Raw genomic sequence first — 17,348 nt, 5'->3', positions numbered from 1 at the left:
AAATATCGAGTTATTAAAATCCAACTTCTGTATAGTGAAAATTATAATAAAACTACTGAAAAAATAGGTGCCAATGGCTTCCTTTACCAAACATAATTTAGACTATTTCTTTACCGTTTTATGGCTATGTTTCCTGTAGAATATGCGAATTCGTAAGTTTCATCTTCAATGGGTAAATGTGAAACGATATTTTGTTTTCAAAATTTCCGGATTTCTGATGATTACAGGAATGAGCTTTATGATTTTATGGACGGGGCTGCAAAGTGACAGTTCAAAAGCTTTATATTGCAGATAGAGTCTTCGCAAAGTATGATTGTCAAGATCTTGCATCTTCGACCATTCATACAAAGATTTCCATAGCAGATATTGTCGCTCATTATACTGTTTTGAATATGTTTTAATTTTTGTAATTCTGTTATCATCATGCACACCGCGTACTGCTACTGCTTTATTGATTATGCCGGATTTTAAATAAGAATGATAAGCCAGTTTGATGATGAAATCAGAATCCTGATGTACGCGAAGGTTTTGATTAAACCTCAGATTGTTTTTTATAATGGAAGATCGTCTCACCGTTAAAGTATTGAGGTGAAAAAATGTACCGAATGTTTTCGGTGTTAAACCGAGCAGACCTCTAAAAACGTCTTCACCTTCAGCTGAAAAATTAACAGTGGTTAAATCTGTATTTTTAAATTTATTCTGAAATTCTTCTTTACCTTTTTTCGTTAAATATTCAGTTCCCAGCCCTCCAAAAACACCTTCGATCTGTAGGTCTTTAAATATTTCTTTTTCTGCTTCAAAACGATTGGGAAGATAATAATCATCAGCATCTAAAAAAGCTATAAATTCTGAGTTTGCTTTTTCCATGCCTAAATTTCTTGATGCTCCCGCACCGTGATTACCTTTATCTGGGTGTTGGTAAAGTTTTATTCTGGAATTGTGTAAGACCAGTTGCTCACATATTCCCAGTGAATTGTCAGAAGATCTGTCTTCTATCAAAATAATTTCCTGCACTTCATCAAAATAAAGAGCAGAATTAACTGCTTTTTCAATAAATTTTGAAGCATTATAAACGGGTATAATTACAGAAAATCCAGACATTATAAAACTGTTTTATTATTTTGTGCCCACAGAGAAAGTTGCAGAAGATTCCAATGTTTCTGGCCTTTATCTAGGAATTTTTGTGTCGCTGCAAAATCGATGTGGTCGAATATCTTTTGATTTCGATCTTTTAAAAGATCATCTGACAGACTGAGAAGACTTTCTTCTTTAAACCAGTCTTCTATACTCATTCCAAATCCCTGCTTTTTACGTTTTCGGATAGTTTCCGTCCAGTACGAATTCATGCTTTCACGAAGAATGATTTTGTCGTTATCTTTATTTAATTTCAGATTTTCAGGAAGCTGAATGCAAAATTCGGCAAAGTCGACATCGAGGAAGGGAGTACGTACTTCTAGAGAATTCGCCATTGCCATACGATCAGACTTTACCATCGTGTTTCCAGGAACAAATTTTTCCAAATCTATTCTCATAATATCATTAAGAGAATTTTCATTGGGCTCAAAACTATATTCCTGTTGGTAATCCACTTTTATTCCCAATTGATTTCTTTCACTTTTGCTAAATGAATTTCGCACAAAATTCTGATGGAAATCTAGAATGGAATTGTGTTCTATATTTTTTTGAGAAATAAAAGAAATCTGCTTGAGATTTTGATAAATTTTTAGGCCGAATTTGGCAATAATATTCTGATAACTGAAGTGATTTTTAAGTTCGTTCTCAACTCTGTAAAAATTGTAACCTCCAAAAAGCTCATCACCGGCATCACCTGAAAGGACAACTTTAAGATTTTCTCGTGCGCTTTTACAGATTTCGTAATGTGGCAGAAATGATCGATCAGCAAAAGGCTCATCTAAAAATGGAGTTACAGTTAACAGTGATGCTGCGATGTTTTTTTTCTCCTCATGAATCTCAATGTGCTTGGTATGGTACTTTTCTGCTATTTCTTTGGCATATTTGAGTTCGCTGTCAGCATGATCATATCCGAAACTAATGGTCGTTTGTTGAGGTGAGAATTCATTTACCAAAGCTACAATTGATGAAGAGTCTAGTCCACCACTCAAGAAACTTCCTACTTCTACGTCTGCGATAAGCTGTTTTTTCACAGAATTTTTCAAAAGGTAAATAAATTCTTCTTTAGCTTCTGATAAACTTATTTTTTTGTTTATTTTGGGGATACTATAATATCTTGAAACTGAAATTTTCCCATCTTTCAAAATTAACTGATGAGCAGGTGGTAATGTAAAGATATTGGAGTAAATGTTTTGATAAGCATTGACATATCCATACTGCAAATAGTGCGAAAGTGCTTCCTGATTTACTTTGGGGTCAATCAATTCTGTTGCGAGTATCGCTTTGATTTCTGATGCGAAAATAAACTCGTTATTTTTACCGACAGCGTAGTAAAATGGCTTTTCACCAAAACGGTCTCTTGCACAGAAAAGCTGTTGCTTTTCTTCATCCCAGATAGCAAATGCAAACATTCCTGGGAGGTCGTAAATCAGCTTTTCATTTTTTCTCCTATACATTGCCAATATCACTTCTGTATCTGAGGTTCCACGGAAAGGATATTCTGAATAATCTGTTTTTATGGATTGATAACCATAGATTTCACCATTTAAAACAATACATTCATTTTTGGTGTTAGAAAACATGGGTTGCTTTCCATTTTCAGATAGATCAATAATAGAAAGTCTGCGATGTCCTAAAGCGGCATTTTCGTAAAATTCATGGTGTGCAGAGTCGGGACCGCGATGGGCAATGGCATCGGTCATCTTCTGAAGTTCGGATTGATAATTGACAGCATTAGCTGCTATGATTCCTGCTATTCCGCACATAAAAAATTAACTGTAAAAGATATCATGGTATCAATAATATAATCTTAAGACTTACATGAGATATGAGAAGTGACTTTCTGTTTTTTTTTTGAATTAAAAACTGTATAAATGTAAAGATAAAAATATAAATGGCAGAAGTAATCTTGCGTTGAGGTTATCTATTCTGTTTATAAAGTAGCTTATAATTTGCAAAGAAATAGAAAGCTTTGTTTTTTATAACATAAATCAGAGATTCAAAAAAGTTGGCCCTTTGTGCTTTACCTGGTCTGCGATTTCTGTAAGTGATTTTTCATCCTTCACAATTTTTCTGTATTTAGCCTGGAGATTTCTTAAATTTCTTCCGTTTGCAGTAAAAATGTTTTTTAACATGCTTTGTCTGAGAGATTTTTTTTCGAGCTGCAATGCATTTTTTAAATTAGGATCAAGGATATTAGTTTCAATAGTTAAATCTTCATATTTTGTGTAATCTATCTTAGCTAAGTTCTGTTTTCCATCGTGAACAACTTTGCTCCCAGGAACTAGAAGTATTTTTTTCTGATGGAATTTCATGCGGTTTACATATTCAGTATCTTCACCATAATGAAAAAAATACGGATTAAAACCGCCTACTGTTTCTATCGTGCTTTTAGGAAGAAGCCAGTGAGCAGCATTAATAAAGCTAATTTCGTAGTACGGTTTTTGTGTTTGAAGATAAAGATCAGAAATTAATCTGGTTTTCTCGAAATTGATTGCAATATATTTATCTAAAAAGATATCTAAATGTTTTTCTGAACCGTCGAGATGCATTGGACTGATAATTCCGATTTCATCTCGATTCTCATATTTTCCATATATCTCCAACAACTTTTTAATACTATCAGGAAAAAGCCACGCATCCTGATTCATCAGATAAAAAAAATCAGCACCTTGCTGATATGCTCGCGCAATACCGATATTATTAGCTTTTCCGAAGCCTAGATTATCCTCAGATATAATTAATTCAACTTCAGAGAAATTTTTTCTAATATATTCCTGAGTTCCATCTGTAGAACCATTATCCACTACAATACATTTGAGCAAAATGGATGATTGTCTAAGGCTTGTAAAACATTTTTCAGCCCATTTCATGGCGTTGTATGTAACGATAATAATGTGAACTTTAGACATTCTTTAGTTTTATATCAATTAAATATATTTTTTAGCTAAAAATTCCAGGTATTCAGTAGGATTGGTCTCTGAAAAAAAACGTTCAATCTCGTTATTAAAATGTACTCTGTAAAAATCACCTTCATCAATTTCATCATAATTGGCAATTTTTTTTGTCTCAGACTGTATCACATCTATGATTTCTTTTGGAGTGTAATAGTAAGGATACGCACAATTGATCACTTGATTTTGATTGTATGTAAGAAGTAAACTTAAAAATTTAGAGATGTCATCAATATCAATCAAAAGTCTGCGGGCATTGGTATGAACTGCAAATTGACTCTGATTCTCAATTTTCGATTTAAGAAAATTAAATAATGTGTTAGGATTTCCACCTTTTCCCACGATATTTCCGATTCTCAGAATTAAATAATTCTCAAGATTTTCCGTAATATAATCTTCTATATTTTTTTTGTGAATAACATACGGACTGTCTTTTTTTGACCGATCGAAGATACTCAGCGTCGAAAAATAAATGACTTTCACTCCAGAATTATTTGTAATGCTTTCTTTCAATAGAGAAAACTCACGCTCAAATTCGGAATTCCTGATCTCTAAAGAATTAGATACTCCTGATGCAAAAAATAATATTTTATCTGAATCTATTTTCCTAAGTGAATTCGCAATTAGTCCGTTTCCTATAATCATTCTATTTTTTATGGTGCTAAATTTTTATAAAACTAAGATTCTATTTGGTATATAACAAATTTATGAATTTAATTATAGCTGAAACTTTCTCCAAAATCATTTCTTTATGATGAGCTGATTTTTTTGATGACTTTTTTTATTATCCTTCTCAACTCATGTTTAAAAGTGTTGAATTTCGATATTTTAAAAGAATTCTTATGACTTATTCCAAAACTTTCAAAATCTACATGATACATTCTTTTTACATCCGCAAAAGATTCATTGAGAAGATTGTAGTCATGAATAAATTGGATGTACAACGGCTTTTTGTCAAAATAAGTGTAATTTGTATAATTGCGGTATTTTGTATGGTTTTCTTTGATTACTGTTTTGAAATGATCAATTTTTTCTACTATAGATATAAAAGGACCGGAAGCAAAATTAAAGATAGTTGCAAACGCTGTTCTTCTACCAGTTTTTGTAAGTTGAATGCCAAGTCTGAGATCAATCACCAGATCATTAACAGGCTGATAATACTGCTGAACTGTTTGTACAAAGTCGCAATGCAACATATCATCATTGTCAATATCTGAACTTATCACAAATTTTGTTTTATCTGTAAAATACTGCGGGATAATTTCCATTAGTTTGGGTTGCATATCGGGAAATTCACGAATATAAATAGGAGTGAACAAAGGATAATCTTGTTGAATTTCTGATATGGTTTTCCTATGCTTTTCAGAAGTATGGATGTCAAAAAATACAAGCCAGATAAAGTTTTGATTCTTCTGGTTTTTAAAAGAGGGTAAACAATATTTTTGGAAGATAGAAAACCTGTCAGAGAGCCATTCTTCACTTAAAGGTATTCCTCCTTCTCTGGTTACTTTCCAGGATTCGGTTGGGACATTGAATCTGGTAATGATAACGTGTATGAAGTCTTCCATAGGTCTTAGGTATTCTTAGGTTTTCTGTATAAATAATAAAATAAAAGTGAAAAAATTCTGTAATGATCTTTTATTGTCAGTTTGAAAAAAGGATAAAAATATAACGCATTGATTGCATTGCCTATTGTAGGTTTGTGATAATTAAAAAAATGATTTATAAAATCTATGTAAGCCTCTCGCTCAACCTGTGAGATATTTTTATCTTGGAAACTATAATTTATATTTTTTCTGACTTGGATATTACTAAAAAACCAATCTTTATTTGCATCGCCTGATGAAAAATGTTCTATTAGAATATCATCGATAACATAATTTTTATATTTCATGGCACTTCTGAGACTGAAGTCCTGATCATAACCGTGAAAACCGAAAACCTCTTCATTAAACCGCACATTTATATAGTGAGCTTTTGAAATAGCCATAAAAACGCCATCTAATGCAAAAACATTTACAGGTTCATTGATATTTGAATGTAATTTCTGTGAAGAGCCATCTTTGTTACTTTGATAAAGTTTAATAAAATTTCTATTAATTTTACTCACAACAGTCCAACTGCAAGGGGCTGAAGGAACATAATTTGATCCGGCAACACCGATAACACCGGTCTTGTTTTTTGATAAATGAGCAATCAATTTTTCACCCCAGTTTTGGGTGTGAAAAAGGACGTCTTCATGCAAAAATAATAGATTGTCATACTGAGATTGTTCTGCTCCTATATTATAAGCTTTAGTAATACTCATTATTCCCGGATTATCAATCTTAATGATCTCGTAAGGGATACCACAAGATGCTGCAATGTTATTTTTTAACTGCAGATAAAATTGGGGTTGGTATGAGGATATAATAATTGAAATCATTTTTTTGATTAGATGAAGTTTTATAACATTTCACTGATGGCAGCTTTTAATTTAGCTATAGAAATATCTCCGCTAAAATTAGAATTTAAAGTTTCTTTAAGTTCTTTACCGTACTGTAGTCTCTTGGTTTTATTTAGGCATAACTCTATTATTTTGTCTGAGTAATCTTCTATATCTAAATATTCTGCAAGTTGCGGTTGTGGGATAACTTCAGAAATACCACCAGAATCTTTAAAAGCAATAATTGGTTTTTGAAAATTACCAGACATATGCATGACCAAAGGAAATGGGTCTTCTCTGGAGGGTAGTAAGAATAGGTCAAACATATTTATAAAATCATTGGGATTAGTGGTACTTGGTATAAATATAAACTTGTCGGAAATATTTATTTTTTCAGCATCAAGACGTACTTGATTGATAAAAGAATCATTTTCCTTTCCGCCAATGTTGACAATTTTAAAATCTAGTTGCGGTTGTTTTTTTACAATACATTTAGCAATTTGGGGCAACAGATCTGTTCCTTTTCTCAGTTCGGGAGTTGACATAAGTCCCAAAATTACAGTGTCAGAAGAAATCATCAGCTTATTTCTGAGTTCAACATTGGTCAAAACAATTTTAGAATCTTTTTCATCTACAAAAGAATGAATGGTTTCAATCCTGTTTTCGTTAATAGAGTAGCGGCATTTCAAGTTTTCTTTAACCGAATCTGATCCTGCAAATATTTTAGGTATTTTAGATAAATTCTCAACGATATAGTTTTTACTGTAATTTGCTTCTAACGCATAAGTTAATTCATGTAAATAGATGGCTTTGTTAGTTTTGGGTAATTGTAATAAAAAATGTAATGTTGCAATCGTATTCCCAATAATTACATCGTAGTTTTTATTAACAATATAATCTATTGCCTTTTTTTCTAGCTGCTCCTTGTTTAAAAGGGTTTTTCTTTGAGTGAGGGTTGCGGTGATTTTATTATAAAGATTGTATTTTTTTTGAAAGGAATTAATCGTTAAAATATTAGTGGACAAAGGATTGAATTCTTCTAAAATTTCTCCGCCCTGAAGAAACAGTACATCAATATCAAAATCTAAATGAAGTTTTTGTATAATACTTAGCAATAGAATGGGAGCGCCACTTCTACTTGCATTCTGAGAGATGAAAAGTATTTTTTTTGAGCTCATTTTATGTTTCAGTATAAGAGGTGATAATTATGCAGCCTTTAGAAGTAATATCTAATTTTCTTTAATAAAATAATTACTAATTTTCTAATGGGAAGGTTATAGGCCATTTTTTCAGGATCTTGTAGCTTATCATTAGCAGGTGAAATTATATCTTTAATATTTGAAATAAGTCTCAATAGTTGATGGTCAAGATTTTTAATTACTTCATTGTTTAAAGTAAGATTAGCCATCATTAGTTTGATGATAAATATTGTATTCACAAACTGTGATTGTCTCGTTTGCGAACTCCATACACCCTGACCTACTCTATAAACGGCCATTTTTTCAGGAAAATATTTGATTAATCCGTATGATGCATTAATCATGTGCAATGGGTAGTCGCCAGCTGGTGAGGTTAGATACCACGAAGGTAATTCATTGAAATTTTTTCTGAAAACCACAGATACTGTATGAATGAAATTTCCTTCAGCTAAATCTTCAATGGTATAGGTCTTTTCTGCAGTATGAGATGCAACGAGCCTTTTATCTAATAATTTTCCGGTATGATCAATTTCTTCAACGTCATGAAAACATACGCTGTACTCTTTATTATTCTCTAAAAAATCTACTTGTTTCTGAATTTTTGAGCAATCTGTCCAGTAATCATCGCCTTCACATAGAGCAATATACTTTCCCTGAGCTTGAGAAATAGTCCATGCGAAATTAGGAATAGCGCCTTTGTTTTTAAAATGTCTTATATATTTTATCCAATGCCCATTAGGATGATTTCTAATGATTTTATTAACAATTATTTCGGTGTTGTCTGGAGAGCAGTCGTCGGATATGATGAGCTCTATAGTAGAGTTGGAAATTTGAGATAACACACCATTGATGCTTTCTTCAATGCAGTTTTCATGACCATACGTAATCATTACAACGCTTACGGTTAAATTATTCATCAGTTTTTATCGTGAGATTTGATAATTTTTGCTGGAACTCCAACAGCAGTGCAGTTATCAGGGATGTTTTTATTAACAACAGAGCCTGCACCAATGATTACATTGTTTCCGATGATAATATCTGGAAATATAATTGAGCCTGAGCCTAATTGGCAGAAATTTCCAATTTTTGCACGTCCAAGGATTTTTACATCCGGCGAAATCTCTACAAAATCTCCTATTATCACGTCGTGTGTAATGATTGAATTGTAATATATTATTGGTGCCTTACCTATAACCACATCATTCGAAATATTAACACCATCTAAAATGTTGGCACCATCAGAAATTTGTACCCCATAAGATCCGATATTAGCTTTACTGCTAATGGTTGAACACAACAAGCCTCCAAGATCGGTAAAAACTGCATGCAGTTTTTGTCTTAATATTGGATTTCCAATACCAATTGTAAACCGATTGTCAGTTTGGATGAAAAAAGATTTTGCGTCGCTATGTGATTTAATGATGGGAAATCTATTATATAATAACCCCACTACATCATTATTAACGTCGTCATAGAATGCTAGATTTTGAAGTTCATTATTATGATGACAAACTTCTAAAACCTCTTTAGCAAAACCTTTCGCTCCTATAATTAGCATCTTCTAGTTATTTTGAATTCTTAACATAATTCGAGCAATAAGATCGATTTCTTCAATGGTGAGATCGTAATACATGGGAAGACAAAGTACTCTTCTGGATACGTCCTCTGTTACCGGTAACTCTAACTTTGGTAAATAAGGTAAAGCTGAAGCTAAACTCGGATAAAAATATCTTCTGGTAAAGATCTCTTGTTTATCCATTTCCGCTCTCAATTTTATAAGCAATTCTTCACTTTCGATGACTAAAGGATAATACGCGAAATTTTCACCCGAGGCATTATGCCAATTAGGTTTTACTGCCTTCAGATTTATCAGTTTCTCATCATAAAGTGCAGAAAGAATTTTTCTTTTCCGATGGATGGCAGCTATGTATTTTAAATTGATCAAACCCATTGCAGCATGAAATTCAGAGTTTTTACCGTTGAGTCCTAACTCATCAAATGAATCAAACCCCGAAATTCCAAAATTTCTCATCGAGGCCAGCTTTTTTAAAAGATCAGTGTCTTTAGTAATTAATAAACCGCCTTCTACAGAATGGTAAAGCTTGGTAGCGTGCAGAGAGCATGTAGAAACATCTCCATATTCAAAAATAGATTTTCCGTTGACTTCTACTCCAAAGGCGTGCGCTGCATCGTAGATTACTTTTAACCGATGCTTTTCGGCAATTTTTTGAATTTTTTCGACATCACACGGATTGCCATACACATGAGTAGCTAAGATTGCTGAGGTCTTCTCTGTAATAGCAGCCTCTATTTTCTCAGCATCAATATTTAATGATTTTGCATCTATATCGACAAAAACCGGGGTGCAATTTTCCCATACAATAGAACTTGTTGTGGCAACGAATGAAAAAGGGGTCGTGATAATCTCACCCTGCAGCTCAAGTGCTTTGATAGCCATCTGCAAGGCAACAGTTCCATTAGTCACAAAGAGAAGATGATTTACTTTTAGGTGGTCTTTTAATTCCATTTCAAGCTGGCTGGCAAGAGGTCCCATATTCGTAAGCCATTGTCTTTTCCAAATGTTATCTAAATATTTCTGATATTCAGTTTGTGGAGGAAGAAAAGGTTTTGTTACTGGTATCATAATATATGTTTTTTAATAAAGTCTATCCTTTTATCCAGCTGATAACTTTCTTTATAAATTTCTCGAAACTTTCTTTGAGCATTCTTAGAAAACAAATGTAGTAATTCTGGGTTTAAAAGAAGTTGTTCAACTTTTTCAACTATTTCTGCTGCGTCAGGTTTTACAATAATAATTTCGTCATCCTTGAATATACTGTTTTGTTTTAGCTCGTCAGTTACTATTGGAACTGCACCATTTAAGACGGCTTCCACAACTGCACCAAGAGGAAATCCGTCAAAACTTCCTACATCTAGCACAAAAGGTCTGTTTGGTGATATGATTATATCTTGTTCTAAAAATATTGATTGCAGCTCTTCATACTTTTTATAACCATGAAATGTGAATGCTTTGTCAAACCCTGTAATGTCGATAACATTCTCATCATATCCCCCAATAACATTAAAATGAATATTATAACCTTTCGAAACTAAAATTTTTGCGGTGTCTATAAATATATCATAACCTTTGTCTGCTCCTATTTCAGTGTATTTTGCTGCACAAAAACATACTTGTAAACACATTTCTTTGCTATAATGCCTAACCCTTGTTGTATCAATAGAGTTTTGTGGAACAATACATCCAAACACATTTAATATTTTGTCTTCGGGACAGTTGTAATTTTTCATGATAAAATCTTTAGTGAATTGTTGGGTAACAATGACACCTTTGAAAAATTTTGAATTCAGCACCGCTTTTAATTTTTTTAATGCAAGTTCTTGTTTTACATCAAAACCGCCACCTGGATATAATGTGAAGATGAAATTTATTTTATTCTTCTCCAGAAAAGGTAAACTGTCATAGATATTATTTAAAAATATACAATAAAAAAGCTTGGCGTTTTTTATGTTTTTTACAGTTCCCACAAATGTTTTCTTGTGAGACTTAGGATGTGTGTTTTTTAAATTATCTATATCTAATTGATGCGTTCGTACGTCCTGATTTAAGAAAGGATAATCTAATGGATTGACAATTATTTTTGAGTTATCAAACTCATTTAATAAGGCGTTAAACTCTGCAAACCTAAATCCTGAAATGAGGTTTGGAAAAATACTATCATAAATAAGTAAGTCAAATGTCTTTAATTCTGTATAATAAAAATATCTAAAGGTCAACTTATTATAATCAATGCTATTATTGATCCTATTAAAAGTATATCTAAAATAATATACAGCTTTAAGTTTTTTAATCAATGAAGGAGATAGAACATTTAGAATTGATTTTTTTAAATTCATTTTTATTTATAATATTTCTTTGGTAAACTTGAGATTGAAATAGTCAGTGAAAAAGTTATTTTTTAATTAATTGTTATTGCACTTTCGCTTTCAAGCTCAATAGAAATCCATCTTTCTTTTTCTTTGTCAACTACAAATTCAAAAGCCGAGTTCTGTCTGAAAATGGGTGTTTCTTCATACAAACTGTATAATCCAATATCGATAGTATATTTTCCTAAAGTAAATAGAGGATTTTTCACTCTTGCAGTATATAAGATAGTCTGACAGTTTAAAATAAAAGCCTTTTCATCCCTAACATATAATCCCGCAATAGAGCGCTGTTCTTTATCTTTAAATTCTATGTACAGTAAAGGCGCATTGACATTTTTAGACGTATTAATTTTAAACTCTACTTTGAGAGTGAAATCGCTATTATTTCTAAGTATGTTGTTTTTCAAATCTGTAGATTTACTTGTTAAAGTAAAATCTCCGTTATTAAAAACTTCAGCTTCGTCATTGTTTGAAAATTTACTGTAATATATTTGTACACCTTTGCCTATGTCGTTTCCTTGATATTCAGCGATGCCGTGATCCATTAAAATGATTTCATTACAAATACGGGAGATCATCGGCATGCTATGCGAAACAAAAATCATCGCAGTATTGGGCAGTAGTTCGTCGATCTTACTGAAACATTTGAGTACAAAGCCTAAATCTCCAACGGCTAAGACTTCATCAATGATTAATATATCAGGTTCTAAATGAGCTGCAATAGCAAAACCGAGACGCACTTTCATTCCTGAAGAATAATTTTGTACGGGAGAGTCTATAAACTGAGCAATTTCTGAAAAATCTATGATAGACTCTATTTTATTATCAACGTCATTTTTAGAAAATCCTAATATGGCAGCATTATTATAGATGTTTTCACGACCTGTAAGAATTGGGTTAAAGCCAGCGCCAAGCTCTATCAGCGCGCCGATTTTACCTTTCATTGTAATTTGGCCTTTATCAGGAGTATATAAGCCGTTTAACATTTTTAAAAGAGTGCTTTTACCCGCACCATTGTGTCCAATCAATCCAATACATTCTCCTCTTCTAAGTTCAAAACTAACATCCCTTATAGCCCAAAATTCTTTGGGACGTAGTTCTTTACTTATTTTAAAACCAAAAGTACTTTTAAGAATATCCAAAGCCCCATATTTTAAACTTGTTTTGAGATCCAAAGAAAATTTCTTGGATACATTTTGTACTTTAACGAGAACTTCATTGTTTTTTTTCATCATTATCCTGATATTTTTTCAATGATGATAGGCATTGATTTTCTGAAAATTACTAGTCCGATCATAAGAATGGTTATACTTATTAATGAGAGTATAATAATCAAAAAACCGTATTGTAGAGGCAATCCAAATAAAACTGCTCTAGAGTCTATAAAAACGTACGAGAGCGGATTTATTTTAAATAATGTTTTAAAGAAGCCAATTGATGGGGCCGCGTATACAACAGGAGTGATATACATCAATAAAGAAACGCCCGTGTTAATAATTCTGCTGATATCAGTATAAATTAATCCAAGTGGTGTAATGATTAGTCCTATCGCTAATGCGAATAAGGTCAGTGCTAGAAGGTACAGCGGAAATAGTACAATATTAACTCCTGGATTTATTTGATAAAAAATTAATACAGCAACTACCAAGACAAGTTTTAAGACAAGATTAAATGCCATTTTATAAATCCCGGATAATATTAATGCTTCTTTTGGAAAGTTTATTTTAGAGAGAATTCCTTTATTGGAATTCACAGCTGTGAGCGGCATTGATATACCATCAGTGAAGATGCTCCAAAAAGTTGTTCCAATGATTACAAAGGGAATGTAGGGAATACTTTCGGATGCATTCACACTGATGGCTCCGGAACTATTCAAAAATATCCAAACGAACGAATTCATCAGTATCGGTGCGAACGCCCAAAAAAAGCCCAAGACAGATTGTCTGTATTCGGCTTTTATATCTCTTTTGGCCATCTGAAGAGCTAAAAAGGTCGACGATCTTAAATCTTTAAATATGTCAAGAAGCTCTTGGAAAAAATGAGTTTTTTTGTCAGATGTGTATACTACGGTTTTCAAAAGTAGATTTTTTTACAAATTTAGGATAATAAATTGACTCAATATTTCTGTGTAGATGCATATTCATCGTGTCTACAGTTAAATATCAACTAATATAAGAAAATATGCTTAAAAAATAAAGCTATTGACTACGGATAGTCAATAGCTTTGCTTTTAATATTGTTTCAAAGAATTTATTTAATCAGTTTCTTCAGATATTCTCCATAACCGCTTTTACCATACTTCAAAGCAGTTTCAAGGAGTTTTTCTTCATTGATGAATCCGTTTCTGAAAGCGATTTCTTCAATACATCCAATTTTGAAACCCTGTCTTTTTTCAATCACGCGTACAAATTCTGAAGCGTCATTTAAAGAATCAAATGTTCCGGTATCAAGCCAGGCAGTACCACGGTCTAAAACACCAACTTCAAGCTTACCTTTACTTAAATAAACATTATTGATGTCCGTTATTTCCAATTCGCCTCTGGGGGAAGGTTTAATATTTTTAGCGATTTCTACCACTTCATTATCATAAAAATATAATCCGGGAACCGCATAATTTGATTTTGGCTGCGTAGGTTTCTCTTCAATAGAAACAGCTTTAAACTGATCGTCAAATTCTACCACGCCATATCTTTCCGGATCTGCAACGTGATAAGCGAAAACGACACCGCCATCAGGGTTGGTTTTGTTTTTTAATAAAGTTCCCATTTCAGAACCGTAGAAAATATTATCTCCCAAAACCAAAGCTGCAGAATCATTACCAATGAATTTGTCTCCTAAAATAAAGGCCTGCGCAAGACCATCGGGACTTGGCTGAACTACATATTCTATATTACACCCTATTTGTGAACCGTCTCCTAAAAGTTTGACAAATCCGGCCTGATCATGAGGGGTTGTGATGATCAAGATGTCTTTAATTCCTGCCAACAACAATGTTGAAAGCGGGTAGTAAATCATCGGCTTGTCATAAACCGGCATCAGTTGCTTACTTACGGCAATTGTAAGAGGGAATAATCTTGTTCCCGAACCGCCTGCTAAAATAATTCCTTTCATGAATTTGGTGTTTTGTATTAATTATACTGCCCGTCGTAATATTTCTGATACTCTCCGGAAGTCACATTTTCCAGCCATTCTTTATTTTCTAGGAACCAATCGATTGTTTTTCCTAATCCTTGTTCAAATGTTACAGAAGGTTTCCAACTCAAATCTTTATTCAGTTTTGATGCATCAATTGCATAACGTTTGTCATGACCAGGTCTGTCTTTTACGTACGTAATCAGTTTTTCTGAATAACCTGCAGGATTTCCCAGCTTTTCATCCATCTGCTTAATTAATTCTTTCACCAAATCAATGTTCTGCCACTCGTTGAAACCGCCGATGTTGTAGGTTTGTCCGGTTTTAGATTCGTTGAAAATCTGGTAAATTGCTTTGGCGTGATCGATCACAAACAACCAGTCTCTTGTGTATTTTCCGTCACCGTAAATTGGCAGCGGTTTTTCATTAATAATATTAGAAATACAAAGCGGAATCAACTTCTCCGGAAAATGATTGGGACCGTAATTATTGGAGCAGTTTGACAAAATAAACGGCATTCCGTACGTGTTCCCATAGGCTCTCACCAAATGGTCAGATGCTGCTTTACTTGCTGAATAAGGTGATTGCGGATCGTAGGGAGTTGTTTCTAGGAAAAATCCTGTCTCTCCAAGACTTCCATAAACTTCATCTGTAGAAACGTGGTAAAATAAGTTTTTTCTCGCCTCATCTGGAAATCTTCCGTGTGTGTGATCCGGATTTAATGTCCAGAATTCGATGCATAAATTCAAAAGATTGGCCGTTCCGTTGACGTTGGTGTTGATGAATGCGTTTGGGTCTGTAATGCTTCGGTCAACGTGACTTTCTGCCGCTAAATGAACTACTGCATCCGGATTGTATTTTTCAAAAACCTTTCTTAGTTGTTCAGGTTTAGTGATATCTGCTTTTTCGAAAACATAGTTAGGTTCGTTTTCGATATCTTTTAAATTTTCAAGATTCCCGGCATAAGTCAACGCATCAAGATTGATGATCTTAGAATCAGGATTATTTTTTACAAATTCTCTTACAACGTGTGAACCTATAAATCCCGCTCCGCCGGTGATGATAATATTTTTCATTTTTTGTATGCTTTTGGCAGTTGACTCTTGGCTTTTACTTTAATGTTGGCACTTATGACAACTATTGTTGAGTAGCTTTGTGGGCCTATTGTTTTCTCTTTTTACTTTTACCTTGGCTCTTTCAAATCGCCAACAGTTTTCCTTCCAATTGACTTGTAGAAAAATCCATTCTGTTCAGGGGTTTCCAATGGGTACATGTTTCTTCCGTCAAAAATAACTTTGTTATTCATTTTCTCAGACATCAGTTTGAAGTTCGGATTTTTAAATTCTGACCATTCTGTAGCTATAAATAAAGCATCTGCATTTTCCAATGCTTCATACATGGTTTTGGCATATTTTATTTTGTCACCAAGAATTTTCTGAACGTTTTTTTCAGCAACAGTGTCGTAAGCCACAACTTTTGCCCCTTTCTTTAATAGCATATTAATATTGTCTAAAGAAGATGCTTCTCGTATGTCATCTGTATTGGCTTTAAATGCAAGTCCCCAAACAGCAATTGTTTTTCCTTCAAGGTTTCCGCCAAAGTATTTTTCAATTTCTGAAACCAGAATTACTTTTTGAGAGATATTAACGTTTTCTGTAGCTTCCAAAATCTGGAAATTAAAATCTTCATCTTTTCCGGACTTAATCAAGGCTTTCACGTCTTTCGGAAAACAGCTTCCGCCATAACCGATTCCAGGGAATAAAAATCTATTCCCAATTCTATCATCACTTCCCATTCCTAGTCTTACTTTATCAACATCGGCGCCTACTTTTTCACAATAGTTGGCGATTTCATTCATGAAAGTAATTTTTACAGCTAAGAATGAGTTAGAAGCATATTTTGTCAATTCAGATGATTTCTCATCCATAAAAATAATAGGAATTCCCGTATTGGTAAATGGTTGGTAAATCTTAGCCATGATGTCTTTCGCTTTTTCTGAGCTTGATCCCACAACCACTCTCGCAGGATTCATAGAATCTTCAACGGCAAAACCTTCACGCAAAAATTCAGGATTGGAAACTACATCAAATGGGATTTGAGTTTTAGAAGCGATGACCTCTGATACTCTGTCTGCAGTTCCTACAGGAACTGTGCTTTTATTAACAACAACTTTATATTCCGTCATCATTTCGCCGATGTCATTAGCAACTTTCAAAACGTATGACAGATCTGCAGAACCGTCTTCACCTGGAGGTGTGGGTAATGCAAGATAAATCACTTCACTTTTATCTAAAGCTTCTTTTAAATTCGAGGTAAAAAAAAGTCTCTCTGCTTGTATGTTTCTAAGAAACATTTCTTCAAGATTTGGCTCATAAATGGGCACAATTCCATTCTTCATGTGAGCTACTTTCTTCTCATCGATATCAACACAGTATACAGAATTTCCAAGTTCTGCAAGAGTCGTTCCTGTCACCAATCCTACATAACCTGTTCCTACTATTGTAATATTCAAAATATATGTTTTTAAAAAATTCTCCACAAAAATACTAAAAATACTTTCAT

The 17,348-nt window shown here is 33.2% G+C and carries 16 protein-coding genes; all 16 read right to left on the bottom strand.

Going from position 1 to position 17,348, the window contains the following annotated elements; translation table 11 throughout:
- Nucleotides 1-165: 165 nt before the first annotated feature.
- The 16 genes from AR685_RS07640 to AR685_RS07565 all read right to left on the bottom strand — a co-directional run bounded on the left by AR685_RS07640 (nucleotide 166) and on the right by AR685_RS07565 (nucleotide 17,298).
- Nucleotides 166-1,101 carry a glycosyltransferase family 2 protein gene (locus AR685_RS07640; RefSeq protein WP_059124213.1) on the bottom strand — a complete coding sequence of 312 codons (936 nt, stop codon included), beginning with the start codon at nucleotides 1,099-1,101 and terminating at the stop codon, nucleotides 166-168.
- Complete coding sequence (gene asnB, locus AR685_RS07635) at nucleotides 1,101-2,897, bottom strand: asparagine synthase (glutamine-hydrolyzing) (RefSeq protein WP_059124212.1); 1,797 nt, start codon at nucleotides 2,895-2,897, stop codon at nucleotides 1,101-1,103. Before asnB ends, AR685_RS07640 begins: the two co-directional genes overlap by 1 nt.
- A gap of 225 nt (nucleotides 2,898-3,122) precedes the next feature.
- Nucleotides 3,123-4,043 carry a glycosyltransferase family 2 protein gene (locus AR685_RS07630; RefSeq protein ID WP_047443101.1) on the bottom strand — a complete coding sequence of 307 codons (921 nt, stop codon included), beginning with the start codon at nucleotides 4,041-4,043 and terminating at the stop codon, nucleotides 3,123-3,125.
- Nucleotides 4,044-4,061: 18 nt separating this feature from the next.
- Nucleotides 4,062-4,730: an NAD(P)-dependent oxidoreductase gene (locus AR685_RS07625; RefSeq protein ID WP_059124211.1), complete on the bottom strand. Its 669-nt coding sequence runs from the start codon at nucleotides 4,728-4,730 to the stop codon at nucleotides 4,062-4,064.
- Between the two features lie 104 nt (nucleotides 4,731-4,834).
- Nucleotides 4,835-5,653, bottom strand: a complete 819-nt coding sequence (locus AR685_RS07620) for a glycosyltransferase (protein WP_052187757.1) — start codon at nucleotides 5,651-5,653, stop codon at nucleotides 4,835-4,837.
- A 5-nt stretch (nucleotides 5,654-5,658) separates the two neighbouring features.
- Nucleotides 5,659-6,510 (bottom strand): glycosyltransferase, encoded by an 852-nt coding sequence (locus tag AR685_RS07615; protein ID WP_059124210.1) that lies wholly within the window; start codon nucleotides 6,508-6,510, stop codon nucleotides 5,659-5,661.
- 20 nt (nucleotides 6,511-6,530) lie between these two features.
- Entirely contained in the window at nucleotides 6,531-7,688 is a 1,158-nt protein-coding gene (locus tag AR685_RS07610) for a glycosyltransferase family 4 protein (protein ID WP_059124209.1), read from the bottom strand.
- A gap of 38 nt (nucleotides 7,689-7,726) precedes the next feature.
- Nucleotides 7,727-8,626 (bottom strand): glycosyltransferase, encoded by a 900-nt coding sequence (locus tag AR685_RS07605; RefSeq protein WP_059124208.1) that lies wholly within the window; start codon nucleotides 8,624-8,626, stop codon nucleotides 7,727-7,729.
- Nucleotides 8,626-9,267 (bottom strand): NeuD/PglB/VioB family sugar acetyltransferase, encoded by a 642-nt coding sequence (locus AR685_RS07600; protein ID WP_059124207.1) that lies wholly within the window; start codon nucleotides 9,265-9,267, stop codon nucleotides 8,626-8,628. Before AR685_RS07600 ends, AR685_RS07605 begins: the two co-directional genes overlap by 1 nt.
- A 3-nt stretch (nucleotides 9,268-9,270) precedes the next feature.
- A complete protein-coding gene (locus AR685_RS07595) occupies nucleotides 9,271-10,353 on the bottom strand; it encodes a DegT/DnrJ/EryC1/StrS family aminotransferase (protein WP_059124206.1) in 1,083 nt (360 codons plus the stop codon).
- Complete coding sequence (locus tag AR685_RS07590; RefSeq protein ID WP_059124205.1) at nucleotides 10,350-11,624, bottom strand: glycosyltransferase; 1,275 nt, start codon at nucleotides 11,622-11,624, stop codon at nucleotides 10,350-10,352. Before AR685_RS07590 ends, AR685_RS07595 begins: the two co-directional genes overlap by 4 nt.
- 62 nt (nucleotides 11,625-11,686) lie before the next feature.
- Nucleotides 11,687-12,889: a polysaccharide ABC transporter ATP-binding protein gene (locus AR685_RS07585; protein ID WP_228376408.1), complete on the bottom strand. Its 1,203-nt coding sequence runs from the start codon at nucleotides 12,887-12,889 to the stop codon at nucleotides 11,687-11,689.
- On the bottom strand, nucleotides 12,889-13,731 hold the full coding sequence (locus tag AR685_RS07580) for an ABC transporter permease (RefSeq protein WP_059124204.1): 843 nt from the start codon (nucleotides 13,729-13,731) through the stop codon (nucleotides 12,889-12,891). Before AR685_RS07580 ends, AR685_RS07585 begins: the two co-directional genes overlap by 1 nt.
- Before the next feature lie 173 nt (nucleotides 13,732-13,904).
- Nucleotides 13,905-14,765: a glucose-1-phosphate thymidylyltransferase RfbA gene (gene rfbA / locus AR685_RS07575; RefSeq protein WP_059124203.1), complete on the bottom strand. Its 861-nt coding sequence runs from the start codon at nucleotides 14,763-14,765 to the stop codon at nucleotides 13,905-13,907.
- A gap of 17 nt (nucleotides 14,766-14,782) precedes the next feature.
- On the bottom strand, nucleotides 14,783-15,862 hold the full coding sequence (gene rfbB / locus AR685_RS07570; protein ID WP_059124202.1) for a dTDP-glucose 4,6-dehydratase: 1,080 nt from the start codon (nucleotides 15,860-15,862) through the stop codon (nucleotides 14,783-14,785).
- A gap of 107 nt (nucleotides 15,863-15,969) precedes the next feature.
- A complete protein-coding gene (locus AR685_RS07565; protein ID WP_047442313.1) occupies nucleotides 15,970-17,298 on the bottom strand; it encodes a UDP-glucose dehydrogenase family protein in 1,329 nt (442 codons plus the stop codon).
- Between the last annotated feature and the right edge of the window lie 50 nt (nucleotides 17,299-17,348).

Source organism: Chryseobacterium sp. JAH (assembly GCF_001507335.1).
Lineage (GTDB): Bacteria > Bacteroidota > Bacteroidia > Flavobacteriales > Weeksellaceae > Chryseobacterium.
The sequence above is the reverse complement of the archived record's forward strand: the minus strand, read 5'-3'. Positions and strand labels throughout refer to the sequence as shown.